General features: G+C 56.4%; 14 protein-coding genes and 1 tRNA gene. 10 read left to right on the plus strand and 5 right to left on the minus strand.

All coding sequences use genetic code 11. The annotated features are described in order from the left end of the window. The first annotated feature begins 238 nt into the window (after positions 1–238). From feoB to MTP37_RS00220, 4 genes are all read left to right on the plus strand, one after another. Positions 239–2584, plus strand: coding sequence for a ferrous iron transport protein B (feoB, locus tag MTP37_RS00205; RefSeq protein ID WP_249237672.1), 2346 nt, complete (start codon positions 239–241; stop codon positions 2582–2584). 290 nt (positions 2585–2874) lie between these two features. Next, positions 2875–3774 (plus strand): hypothetical protein, encoded by a 900-nt coding sequence (locus MTP37_RS00210; RefSeq protein ID WP_249237673.1) that lies wholly within the window; start codon positions 2875–2877, stop codon positions 3772–3774. A gap of 154 nt (positions 3775–3928) precedes the next feature. Further along, the gene (locus MTP37_RS00215) at positions 3929–4363 is read left to right on the plus strand and encodes a MarR family winged helix-turn-helix transcriptional regulator (protein ID WP_249237674.1); all 435 of its coding nucleotides are present in this window, start codon (positions 3929–3931) and stop codon (positions 4361–4363) included. A gap of 1 nt (position 4364) precedes the next feature. Continuing rightward, positions 4365–5141, plus strand: a complete 777-nt coding sequence (locus MTP37_RS00220) for a sulfite exporter TauE/SafE family protein (protein WP_249237675.1) — start codon at positions 4365–4367, stop codon at positions 5139–5141. 308 nt (positions 5142–5449) lie between these two features. Here the strand turns inward: MTP37_RS00220 and tig are convergent, their stop codons facing one another. Next, a complete protein-coding gene (gene tig, locus MTP37_RS00225; RefSeq protein WP_249237676.1) occupies positions 5450–6757 on the minus strand; it encodes a trigger factor in 1308 nt (435 codons plus the stop codon). A 159-nt stretch (positions 6758–6916) separates the two neighbouring features. Continuing rightward, a complete protein-coding gene (locus tag MTP37_RS00230; RefSeq protein ID WP_249237677.1) occupies positions 6917–7204 on the minus strand; it encodes a hypothetical protein in 288 nt (95 codons plus the stop codon). Between the two features lie 21 nt (positions 7205–7225). Here MTP37_RS00230 and MTP37_RS00235 point away from each other — a divergent pair. After that, a tRNA-Arg gene (locus MTP37_RS00235) sits at positions 7226–7302 on the plus strand. 397 nt (positions 7303–7699) lie between these two features. Here MTP37_RS00235 and MTP37_RS00240 read toward each other — a convergent pair. Genes MTP37_RS00240 through MTP37_RS13075 form a run of 3 tightly spaced genes read right to left on the minus strand, consistent with a single transcriptional unit; the run spans position 7700 to position 8333 of the window. After that, entirely contained in the window at positions 7700–7900 is a 201-nt protein-coding gene (locus MTP37_RS00240) for a hypothetical protein (protein WP_249237678.1), read from the minus strand. A gap of 14 nt (positions 7901–7914) precedes the next feature. Beyond that, positions 7915–8208: a site-specific integrase gene (locus MTP37_RS00245; RefSeq protein WP_249237679.1), complete on the minus strand. Its 294-nt coding sequence runs from the start codon at positions 8206–8208 to the stop codon at positions 7915–7917. Beyond that, a complete protein-coding gene (locus tag MTP37_RS13075) occupies positions 8205–8333 on the minus strand; it encodes a hypothetical protein (protein ID WP_256469112.1) in 129 nt (42 codons plus the stop codon). Before MTP37_RS13075 ends, MTP37_RS00245 begins: the two co-directional genes overlap by 4 nt. A 477-nt stretch (positions 8334–8810) precedes the next feature. On the opposite strand from MTP37_RS13075, the gene MTP37_RS00250 reads away from it, so the two are divergent. The 5 genes from MTP37_RS00250 (at position 8811) to MTP37_RS00270 (ending at position 12286) form a co-directional block, all read left to right on the plus strand. Then, positions 8811–9206, plus strand: coding sequence for a PTS sugar transporter subunit IIA (locus MTP37_RS00250; protein ID WP_249237680.1), 396 nt, complete (start codon positions 8811–8813; stop codon positions 9204–9206). Positions 9207–9223: 17 nt separating this feature from the next. Next, positions 9224–9685 carry a PTS sugar transporter subunit IIB gene (locus tag MTP37_RS00255; protein WP_249237681.1) on the plus strand — a complete coding sequence of 154 codons (462 nt, stop codon included), beginning with the start codon at positions 9224–9226 and terminating at the stop codon, positions 9683–9685. Positions 9686–9711: 26 nt separating this feature from the next. After that, positions 9712–10485: a PTS mannose/fructose/sorbose/N-acetylgalactosamine transporter subunit IIC gene (locus MTP37_RS00260; RefSeq protein WP_249237682.1), complete on the plus strand. Its 774-nt coding sequence runs from the start codon at positions 9712–9714 to the stop codon at positions 10483–10485. Then, complete coding sequence (locus tag MTP37_RS00265) at positions 10475–11293, plus strand: PTS system mannose/fructose/sorbose family transporter subunit IID (protein ID WP_249237683.1); 819 nt, start codon at positions 10475–10477, stop codon at positions 11291–11293. Before MTP37_RS00260 ends, MTP37_RS00265 begins: the two co-directional genes overlap by 11 nt. A 93-nt stretch (positions 11294–11386) precedes the next feature. Next, positions 11387–12286, plus strand: coding sequence for a serine hydrolase domain-containing protein (locus MTP37_RS00270; RefSeq protein ID WP_249237684.1), 900 nt, complete (start codon positions 11387–11389; stop codon positions 12284–12286). The last annotated feature ends 27 nt before the right edge of the window (positions 12287–12313 follow it).

Raw genomic sequence — 12313 nt, forward strand, 5'->3', positions numbered from 1 at the left:
TGCACGGCTTTTTTGTTATCACTGTAACGTTAGCGGCCTCGCTCTCTCCGTCACCTGCGGTGACACCTCTCCCTTTGGGAGAGCTGCCGAGCAAGGCGAGGCTGAGAGGGCAAGGATGCTGACTGCCGAGCATCTCCCCCATATTCTCTATTGACAACCGCGCAAAGTTAGCCTATATTACTATTGTTAACACGAACTAACACACTTTGACAGTGGATAAAATGAGAAGGTCGATCTTATGACATTAAAAGAATTGCAGATCGGAAAAAGCGCTGTTGTGGATACCGTCGGCGGCAGCGGCGCACTGCGCCAGCATTTTCTGGATATGGGCCTGATCCCGGGGGCGGAGGTCACGCTGGTCAAGCTGGCACCCATGGGCGACCCCATGGAGCTGCGCATCCATGGCTACGAGCTGACCCTCCGGCTGGACGATGCCGCGCAGATCGGCATCACCCCCACCGAAAAAGCCCCGGCAATATCGGCGGCTCCGGCAGATGACAAAATGGTGGATCACCCCGGCCTTGGCGAGGGCGGCAAATACCACATCAAAAAGGGGGAGAATCCCCTGCCCGAGGGCAAGACCCTCACCTTTGCGCTGGCGGGCAACCAGAACTGCGGCAAGACCACCCTGTTCAACCAGCTCACCGGCTCCAACCAGCATGTGGGCAACTTCCCGGGCGTGACGGTGGACCGCAAGAGCGGTGCCATCAAGGACCACCCGGAGACCGAAGTCACCGACCTGCCGGGCATCTACTCCATGTCCCCCTATTCCAGCGAGGAGATCGTCACCCGACAGTTCATCATCGGCGAAAAGCCCACCGGCATCATCAACATCGTGGATGCCACCAACATCGAGCGCAACCTCTACCTGACGATGCAGCTCATGGAGCTGGACACCCCCATGGTGCTGGCGCTGAACATGATGGACGAGGTGCGCGGCAACGGCGGCACGGTGCGCATCAACAAGATGGAGGCCATGCTGGGCATCCCGGTCATCCCCATCTCCGCCGCCAAGAATGAGGGCGTGGATGAGCTGGTAGACCACGCCCTTCATGTGGCAAAGTATCAGGAGCGGCCCGGCCGCATGGATTTCTGCAGTGAGGACGACCACGGCGGCGCGGTGCACCGCTGCATCCACGGCATCATCCACCTGATCGAGGACCACGCTAAGGCTGCGGGCATTCCGGTGCGGTTTGCCGCCACCAAGCTGGTGGAGGGCGACCAGCGCATTGAGGAAGCCCTGAAGCTGGATCAGAACGAAAAAGAGATGATCGAGCATATCATCGTGCAGATGGAGCAGGAGCGCGGGCTGGACCGCGCCGCCGCCATTGCGGATATGCGGTTCTCCTTTATTCAGGAGCTGGTGGCCAAGACGGTGGTCAAGCCCCACGAAAGCAAAGAGCAGCTGCGCTCCAACCGCATCGACAAATTCCTCACCGGCAAGTACACCGCCATCCCGGCCTTTATCGCCATCATGGGTCTGGTGTTCTTCCTCACCTTCAACGTCATCGGCCTGTTCTTCCAGAACCTGATGGAAACGGGCATCAACGCCCTGACCGGCATCGTGGACACGGCGCTTACCAACTGGAACGTCAACGCGGCGGTGCACTCCCTGCTCATCGACGGCGTCTTTACCGGCGTGGGCAGCGTGCTGAGCTTTCTGCCCATCATCGTGGTGCTGTTCTTCTTCCTCTCCATGCTGGAGGATACCGGTTACATGGCCCGCGTGGCCTTTGTGATGGATAAGCTGCTGCGCCGCATCGGCCTTTCGGGCCGCAGCATCGTGCCCATGCTCATCGGCTTTGGCTGCACGGTGCCCGGCGTCATGGCAAGCCGCACCCTGCCCTCGGAGCGGGACCGCAAAATGACCATCCTGCTCACCCCGTTCATGAGCTGCTCGGCAAAGCTGCCCATCTACAGCCTGTTTGCGGCGGCCTTCTTCCCGCAGTATGCGGGCCTTGTGATGGTGCTGCTGTACTTTACCGGCATCGCGGTGGGCGTGCTGGCGGCACTGCTGCTCAAGAGCACGGTGTTCAAGGGTGAGGCGGTGCCCTTTGTCATGGAGCTGCCCAACTACCGCCTGCCCGGCCTGAAAAACGTGGCACAGCTGCTGTGGGAAAAGGCCCGGGACTTTTTGCAGAAGGCCTTCACGGTCATCTTTGCGGCCACCATCGTCATCTGGTTTTTGCAGAACTTTGACCTGCAGCTGCGGCTGACCGCCGACCCGCAGGCCAGCATCCTTGCCCGCATTGCGGGCGACATCGCCCCGCTGTTCGGGCCTTTGGGCTTTGCGGACTGGCGCATCTCCACCGCCCTCATCACCGGCTTTATGGCAAAGGAGAGCGTGGTGTCCTCGCTGCTCATCCTCTTTGGTTCCGAAGCTGCCCTGTCGGCGGCCCTCACCCCGGCGCAGGCGGCTCCCCTGCTGGTGTTCTGCCTGCTGTACACCCCCTGCATCGCGGCGGTGGCCTCGGTCAAGCGGGAGCTGGGCAACAAGTGGGCGGTCATCATGGTGGTGAACCAGTGCGCCGTGGCATGGCTGTGCGCTTTGCTGGTGCGTCTGGTCGCCGTGGCGGTGTTCTGAGACATATAAAAAACAAAAGTGCCTGTACAGAAAAAAGCATCTGTACAGGCATTTATTGTTTGTGCTGCTTCTGATATTCAGGAAAGGCAACGGATTCGCGCAGAAGCTTTCCAAACATGGCGGTGCCCTCCCCGTTACAAAGTGACTAAAGGATAGCCACGCTCACTAGTAAAATGGGAAAAATTAAGCAGATTCTATGTTTTCTGCTTGACAAGCTATTACATATAGGTGTAATTTTATGCTGAAACGATACGTTTCACAATCGTCCAAAAAAGTGAGGAGTGCTGAATATGCGTAAGAAAATGCCCCGTCGTGAATTTTTGAAAGTGGCTGGCACGGCGGCCCTTGTGGTGTCGGCAGCTGCCCTGACCGGCTGCGGCGACACGCCGTCTGGCGGCAATGGTGGTACGGGCGGCAGTGGAGGAAACAATACGCCGGATAACGGCAATACTGGTTCCGGCGACAGCGGAAACGGGGGCGACAGCGGCACGGGCTCGGAGGATCCCGGCAATACCAAGCCCGGTAAAATCAGTTATAAGGATACCCGCACCGCAAAGTATTACGCCAAACACGGCATTACGGCAACGAATGTTTACATGGAGGGTACGGTCACGGCAGACTGGTCCGGCAAACTGCTGATTGCCAAGAGTGGTGAAAATGTGCGCTTCCGCAAGTACTTCCAAGGGAAAGTCGTGGATAGCAACGGCAGCCAGAAGGATGCAAAGACCGGCTGGAATGTAGTAGTGGAAGGCGATACGGTTTACGAACTGAACGATAAAAATCAACAGTATGAACGGTATACCGATTACTTTGATACCACTGAGGAGAAAATGAAATCGGCTGCACAGAATTTCAGAAATTGTGACGGCTATTTTATCGTTCCGGCAGACAACGGCGATGTGAAGGGGATTGAAATCACGACTTGTACCGTAGGTGCGGTGGAGTATTATGCCGAAAAAATTTACATTGCTACGGAAACGGGAGATGGCTGGTGGAACGGAAGAGTGATGTACCACTGCTTTGAAGGGGATGACCTGAAATATATCGTACAGAAGCATGATGGAAAGCAGGATACGGTTCTTTCGTTTAAGGAACTCCATCAGAACACCAAGCCGTCCATAACAAGAATTCCGGCTGATTATACACAGGTGACCGGAACATATGCGTTGTCCTTGGATTTGGAATTTTAAAAACACCAGAAAATAAGATAATGGATAGCAGCGCCCCGGCGGAGATTTCTCCTGCCGGGGCGCTATTGTTTGTACAAAAAACTTGACATCTCCCCGCATCTGCACTATAATGCTTCAAAAATGAATCATTCAAAGATGAAAGGACAGACCTGCTGTGAACCCGAACATCGAATTTTCCATCAAGACCGCGCAGGCGTACAATGCTGTCTGCAAACCGCTGTGTCAGGAGCTTGGCCTGTCGCAGACGGCGCTGGATATCCTGCTGTTCCTCGCCAACAACCCGGACTATAAAACGGCCCGGGACATCGTGGAGGTGCGGCATATCAAGGCGAACCTCGTCTCCATGAATGTGGACAAGCTGGTGCAGGAGGGCTATCTGGAACGCTATGCCGTGGCCAGCGACCGCCGCAAAACAAAGCTGCTCTGCACCGGCAAGGCAGACCCGATCATCCGCCGGGGCCGTGCCGTGCAGAACGCCTTTTTCAAGCGCCTGCTGGACCATGTGGATCCAGCCGATCAGGAGGTCTTTTTCCGGACCATGGAGCTGATCGGGAAAAATCTGGACGAGATCCTGAAGGAGAACGGATAAAATGAGCGTGTTGTTTACGGTGCTTGTCACCTTTTTTGCCGGCATGGGGGCCGGCCTTGGCACCGGCTTTGCCGGTATGAGCGCGGCGGCGGTCATCAGCCCCATGCTCATCACCTTCCTGCATATGGACCCCTATATGGCGGTGGGCATTGCCCTGTCATCGGATGTGCTGGCCAGCGCCGTTTCGGCCTATACCTACCACAAAAACAAGAATCTGGATCTCAAAAACGGCCTGATCATGATGGCCAGCGTGCTGGTGTTCACGGTGGTGGGCAGCTGGGTGGCCAGCAGAGTGCCCTCTGCCACCATGGGCGGCTTCTCGGTGTTCATGACCTTCCTGCTGGGCGTCAAGTTTATTGTGCGCCCGGTAATGACCACCAAGGAAGCCATGCAGGGCGTCAGCGCAAAAAAGCGTGCGGTCCAGTCGGTGGTGTGCGGAATGCTCATCGGTTTCATCTGCGGCTTTATCGGCGCGGGCGGCGGCATGATGATGCTGCTCATCCTCACCAGCGTGCTGGGCTACGAGCTGAAGACCGCCGTGGGCACCAGCGTGTTCATCATGACCTTCACCGCCCTGACCGGTGCGGTCTCCCACTTCATGATCGGCGGCACGCCCGACTGGCTGGTGTGGATCCTGTGCGTGGTGTTCACTCTGCTGTGGGCACGCATTGCGGCCGTGTTTGCCAATAAGGCTGAGCCTAAGACCCTGAACCGCGCCACCGGCGTCGTGCTGGTGGTGCTGGGTGTGGTCATCATGGGCTTTAACCTGCTGACCTGAAAAACTCCTCCAGTCGCCTACGGCGACAGCCCCCTCAAAGAGGGAGCCTTTCGCGTTGGAAAAGCTTCCGGCTCAGGTGTAAAACTTTCGGTTTCGCCAGAGCCTCCCTCATTGAGGGAGGTGGCAAACCCGTAGGGTTTGACGGAAGGAGTTCGTCCTGACCAGCAAATGCTGTTTCCCTCCACGACCTTTCCCGTGAAAACGCAATGCCGGGCGGTCCGCAGACCGCCCGGCATTGCTCTATTATAAATGATTTTTCCACTGAATATGCGCAGAGCGAAGCGGCGCGCATTCCAGATCGTCAGCGCTTACTGGTTCTCTGCCTTGTCCTCGATGGTGGAGTGCTCGATCACCCAGTCAGCAGCCTTGCGGATGCCCTCGTTGCGGCGCATGGCAGGGATGTTGGAGTTGGCCTTGACCTCGTCCAGCGTCTTTTTGGAGCGCTCTGCACGGTCGGCCAGCGTCTTTTCGATCTCTTCCTCGGTGGGCAGCAGGTTCTCCTGCTGTGCGATCTGCAGCAGAGCCATGTGCACGCGGGAGGTCTTTTCGGCAGAAGAACGGACCTTGGCGGTAAAGCTCTCGCGGGTCTCGTGGATCTGGCTCAGGTAGCGGTCCAGACTCAGGCGCTGCATCTGCAGCTGCTGCTGGATCTGCTCCATCTGCTGCTGGTAAGTGGTCTCCACCAGCACGCTGGGCAGTTCGCCCTCGGAAGCATCGGCCAGCTGGGTCAGGATCTGATCCTTGGCGCGGTTCAGCGCGGCGGCATGCTTGCCGTCGTGCAGCTGCTGGCGGATCTGCGCACGCAGCTGGTCCATGGTGTCCAGATTGGCCACCTTCTTGGCAAAATCGCTGTTCAGGGCAGGGATCTGGCGCACGCAGACGTCGATCAGCTTGACCTTGAATACCACCGGCTTGCCGGCCAGATCCTTTGCGTGGTAGCGGTTGGGGAAGGTGACAAAAATCTCGAACTCCTCGCCTGCCTTGTGGCCCAGAATGCCCTCCTCAAAGCCGGGGATCATGCGGCCGCTGCCCAGCTGAACGGCCTGATTCTGTGCGGTGCCGCCCTGGAAAGGCTTGCCCTCCAGCAGGCCCTCGTAATCGATATGTACGATGTTGCCCTTCACGGCAGGGCCCTTGTGAGGCACCAGCTCTGCGGCAGCTGCGCGGTGACGCTCCAGCACATTGTCGATCTCCTTGTCGGACACCTCAGGGGTAACGCACTCAGACACAAAACCGGTGGTCTTGGTCAGATTCAGTTCAGGCTGCAGAGCAACCGTGGCAGTGGCCACAAAGCCCTCGTCCTTTTTCACGCTCACCAGATCGTATACGGGATCGGCAACAGCCACAAAGCCGTGCTCTGCCATCGCAGCATCGTACAGTGCGGGCACGTCCTTGTCCATCAGATCGTTGATGGCGTCGTACCAGAAGGTGTGTTCGCCGCGATCGGCTTCGATCTGTGCACGGTCAGCTTCGCCCTTTTTGAAGCCCCGGATCGTATAAGAGGCGCGGGTGCGCTCATAAACGGCATTGGATGCAGCTTCCAGCTCTTCCGGGCTGGCGCTGAAGGTCATTTTGCAGACACTCTTTTCAGGAGTTTCCACGCTTACCAGTTTCATAGGATCTACCCTCCGTGGTGTCTCGCTGCAGAGAAAACCCGGCGGCCCGGCGCCCGATCGACGCCCGCCGCAAAGCTCCTGTACCCCTGCATGGACACAGATTAAAACATATAGTAAGGTTATTATAACACAAGAATGACAAAAGCGATACAAGAAAAATCATAAAAAATGCTGGTTTTGCGCTTTGAACGGCTTTTTGCCGGAAAAAGTGCGCAGACCCTGCGGGCGCAAAGCGTCTGCCGCAGGATGCCCATATAAGAGGAACAGCGCAAAAATGCCGAAACGGAGCCCTGCTGTGCAGGCGGCGGGCAGAAAGCGCGGCGATGGACGCAAAAGGAAGCCTGTGAAAAACGCCGTGCACACGCGTAAAAAACGAGTACGGTCAAAAAGAATAAAAATAATTGCAAAAAGGTGTTGACAAAACCATGGCTGAGTGATAAAATACATCTTGTTCCGGACGGAACGTATGCGTTGGTAGCTCAGCTGGATAGAGTGACTGACTACGAATCAGTAGGCCGGGGGTTCGAGTCCCTTCCATCGCACCAAGAAAAACCAGTACACGTTGTGTGCTGGTTTTTCTTTTTTTGTTTGCGCGATGGAAGGGGCTCGAACAGGGCGGCGGCGCATAGCGCTGCAAGCAATCAGCCCAGTGGGCTGTTGCTTAGCCCGCGGGTTCCAACGCGTAGGAATGTCTACTGTGGAAGCTGTAAATCGAAAGATTTCATGGCTTTTTTGTTTTTCTGGCAGAGTCTGCACACTTTTGCACATCTCCTGCACACTTTACAAAAAAGCCATGAACTCTTTGCATCGCTTGCACAGCGTGTATTTCGCTGCACAAAAATTAAGCTTGTCGGGGCGAGGCCCCTCCATCTTGCTTACGCAAGACCGCTTTGTTGCTTAAAAGCCCCACTGGGGCTTTCATTGCTTCGCAAACGCAAATTTTTACGCGAAGAGTACCCGCGTCAGCTCGCGGCGCTCCTCTGCGTCCATCTGCCGGATGGCTTCAAGGATCATTTTACCCGTGATTTTTGTTGCCACCGGCGTTTTGTTTTCCGGGGGTTCCTGCGGCTTTGCACCGGCCACATCCTGCGTGTAGAAGTCGGCTTCGATCTTCTCAAACTCCGGGTGCTCCGCCCTCCACATACGGTACCACTTGGTCAGAACGTCCGGGGCAATGGGTAAGCCTCTGGTAAGCGGAACAGCTGACCGCAGTTGCTGTACTTTTCCGGGGCGCTCTGCTCGTCCTGCTTCATCTTTTCCAGCCATGCCAGAAGCTCCTCTTTCAAGGGCTTGGTCATGTACAGGATGCGGTTGGACCTTTTGGTCTTAGTCCGCTTGAGGATCAGCGAGGATTTGCTTCCCTCCCGTCTGTCCGGGAAGGTGTGGTAGATCTGGGTAGGGTCGATCTTGGACAAGGCGACCTTGTCGGCACGCTGCAGGGCTTTGTTCACCGAGATGCGATCCGCAGTTTTTCTTCTGCGGTCACTCTGACCTTGATGATGTGTGTCTTTCGTTTTCGCGGCGTGTCATTGCGGTTCTTCTTTGCGTGTACGTTCGGACTTTTCATTTCAGCCATATTCGACCTCCTGTGAAAATGATAAATGCCCGCTCCGGGATGGAGAGGGCTATGTAATGCGACACGCCGCTTTTGCGCTGAAACCAGCGCAACGCTGGAGCAGGGTTTGGGGAAGGGCCACGTTTGCGTAGCAATGAAAGCCCCAGTAGGGCTTTTAAGCGGCAGAGCGGTCTTGCGCAAGCAAGATGGAGGGGCATTGCCCCGACAAGCTCGGTGGGATTTGCGATAAAGGGTATCAGGGATTTGCGGAGCGCGTCAAGATGGTTTTGCAAGTTTTATTGCAGTAAAGCGGTGATAGCAGGACTTATATTCTGGGGAATTTGATGGAAACCGGTGCTTGTATGCACGGTTTTACCGCAGCAGTGTCGAGGAGGGCACGAACAGTGTCGAAAGCACGGGATTTAATTACCAAAAAGACTGTCACAATGAAATAAAAACTATGCAGGGTGTATACTGCAAGCACAAGGAGGGATGCATATGAGAACTGTAATCCTAGCGTCACACGGACATTTGGCATCCGGCATGAAGAACACGGTGGAGATGATCCTGGGAGAACAGGAGGCGCTCAAGGCGTTCGATGCCTACACAACGCCGGAGTGCAATGTCCATGACACACTGGAGGCGATGCTCCGTCAGGCAGACGGAGAATGCGTCATCGTTACGGATGTGCTGGGTGGCAGCGTGAATAAGGAAGCTGTCGTCTTTGCGGCACGGCCGGGTGTACGCGTGATCACCGGAATGAATTTGACGCTGGTCGCAACTCTGCTGACCGAGGAGGAGCTGCCGCTGGACGAGCTGGTAAAAACCGGCATCGCAGAGGCACAGGCTTCCATTCAGCAGCCGGAGTTCGTCAGTGAAGAAGAAGATTTCTGATAAGGAGGAAAAATTTTATGATCCAACTGCTGCGCGTCGACCATCGTCTGCTGCATGGTCAGGTGGTTTTCAGCTGGTGTGGCCAGCTGAACCCCAACTGCATCCTGATCGCAAACGATGCTGCCGCTACCGATGATGTGCGCAAGGCTGCGCTGCGTCTGGGCAAGCCCAACAATGCCAAACTCGTCATCAAGACGGTGGAGGATTCCATTGCCGCCATCAATGAAGGCAAGACCGACAAGTACAGCCTGATGATCGTGACCGGCAATGTCAAGGATGCGGTGCGTCTGGCGCGGGAGACCACCCAGATCAAGAGCATCAACCTGGGCGGCACAAAGTCTGCGCCGGATCGCCACGCACTGTCCCCCATGGTCTATGTATCGGACGAAGAGGAAAAGCTGCTGCACGAGGCCGCCGCGGAGGGCATTGAGGTGTTCATCCAGGCAGTGCCCAGTGATGCCAAGAAGATATTGACCTGATCCATCGAGAACAGGAGGAGAACAACATGCTTGTAAAGACATTATTGATCGCACTGGTTTCCTTTATCGGTTTTCTGGAATGCGGCGTCGGCAACTCCATGATCCAGCGTCCCATCGTGATGGGTCCGCTGGTCGGTCTGGTGCTGGGCGATGTGAACGCGGGTCTGGCCGTGGGTGCTACGCTGGAGCTGGCCTTCATGGGCAACGTGACCATCGGCGCAGCGCTGCCGCCGGAGATTACCGCAGGCGGCATTCTGGGTACGGCGCTGGCCATTGTTTCCGGCAATGGCACAGAGGCTGCCCTTGCACTGGCACTGCCCATTGCAACGGTGGCTCTGCTGATCAAGAACACCTACTATCTGACCGCCCGCAGCTGGTTTTTGCATAAGTCTGATAAATATGCGGCTGAAGGCAACGCCGCCGGCGTGGATGCCATGCACATGATCAGCTTCCTTTCCTACGATATCGTTATGTCTCTGGTTATCGCCATCTGCTTCTACTGCGGCAGCGACGCGGTGCAGAGCTTCCTTGCCATCATCCCTGCTTTCATCATCCGCGGCATTTCCGTGGCCGCCGGCATCCTGCCTGCACTGGGCTTTGCCATGCTGGGTAAGATCCTCATCAGCCCCAAAGTCGCTCCGTATTTCCTGCTGGGCTTCCTGCTGGCTGCATACCTCAATGTTCCCGTGCTGGGCATCGCACTGCTGGGCGTGATCATTGTAGCTCTGATGCTGGTCAACGACCAGAACAAGCCGAACAATACTGCTGTGGTTGACGGAGGTGCTGACGATGACTTCTAATAACGAGAAAAAGCTGCTCACCAAGAGCGATATCAACAAGGTTTTCTGGAGATCCTTTACGGTCAATGCATCCTTTAACTACGAGCGTCAGATGAACCAGGGTGCGCAGTATGCGCTGTCCCCTGTCCTGCAGAAGCTGTACCCGGAAAAGAAAGATCTGGCAGAGGCGCTGCAGCGTCACGCTGAGTTCTTCAACACCACGCCCATGCTCTGCCCCTTTATCTTCGGCATTGCAGCGGCCATGGAGGAGGAGAACGCCACGCAGGAGGACTTTGACCCCAACACCATCAACTCGGTCAAGGCCGGTCTGATGGGCCCTCTGGCCGGCATCGGCGACTCGGTGTTCTGGGGCACCCTGCGTCCGCTGGCCGGCGGCATTGCCTGCTCGCTGGCACTGACGGGCAACCTGTTTGCACCGTTCCTGTTCCTGCTGCTGTTCAACATCCCCAACGTGCTGGTGCGCTACTTCGGCTGCCACTGGGGCTACAACTCCGGCATGAAGGCACTGAACCGCTTTGAGGAGCTGGGTCTGACCGAAAAGATCTTTACCGCGGCATCCATCATCGGCCTGCTGGTCATCGGCGGCATGTCGGCCTCCATGGTCAGCATCAACCCGGTCATTGCCATTGGCAGCGGCGACAGTGCCATCAAGCTGATCGATGTCATCAACGGCATCATGCCCAAGATGCTCTCTCTGTTCACCACACTGGGTGTCTACAGGCTGCTCAAGAAGGGCACGAAGCCCAACACGATCCTGCTTGGCATCATCGTGGTCAGCGTGCTGCTCACCGCCATCGGCGTTTTCTGAGCAGAACTTTTCAAGACGACAATTTTATAGTAAAATGGAAAGCGGATGGGAGCGTGGACTGACATCCGCTTTCCCACTTATCAGGAGGCTGCAATGAACTGTACCGAAGAATTTATTGCTAAAATGAAGCAGAAGGATATTGTGATCAACTTTGTGCAGGCATGGCGCAATGATACGCTGGAGGAAAGCTATGCCCGTCTGGACAAGCCTACCCGCCTGCACGCGTATTCGGTAAGCAAGAGCGTCACCTCCATCGGTGTGGGCCTTGCCGTGCAGGAAGGGCTGCTGCGGCTGGACGACCCGGTGCTCAGGTTCTACCCGGAGTATGATCCCGCAGAGCTTGCGCCGAACCTGCGCCGCATGACCGTGCGGGATCTGCTGAAGATGGGCTGCGGCTCCAAGGATAAAATGTTCTTCTGGAACGATGCGCAGCGGCTGCAGTGCAGGGACTGGCAGGATTATTTCCTGCGCAATGCGTTCCCCTACGAGCCGGGCACCCGGTTCGAGTACAACAATTTCAACAGCTATATGTGCAGCTGCATCGTGGAGCGCGCTGCGGGCTGCACCCTAAAGGACTACATGACGCCCCGCTTTTTTGATAAGCTGGGCATCGGCAACCCGGACTGGCTCACCTGCCCCATGGGACATTCTGCCGGAGCGTACGGCCTGTTTTTGAGCATTGACGAGATGTCCCGCATCGGGCAGTTCCTGCTGCACGACGGTTGCTGGAACGGCGAGCAGCTTCTGGACCCCGCATATTTGCATGAGGCAGAAAAAAACCAGTACCCGGTCAATGCCCCCAAGCACGGCTACGGCTATTTCTTCTGGACGAACCCGGACGACGAATCCTACCGCGCAGACGGTAGGTATGGTCAGTACATCGTGGTGGTGCCCAAGAGCAATGTGGTGGTCACGGTGCAGGCGCTGGACAGTAAAAAATTCTTCGACGATGTGTGGTCGGAGCTGGTGGTGCCCTTCCTGAACAAGGGCTGACCGGATGAAAAAACAACAGGAGCAAAG

The sequence above is a fragment of the Faecalibacterium sp. HTF-F genome, assembly GCF_023347535.1.
GTDB classification, from domain to species: domain Bacteria; phylum Bacillota; class Clostridia; order Oscillospirales; family Ruminococcaceae; genus Faecalibacterium; species Faecalibacterium wellingii.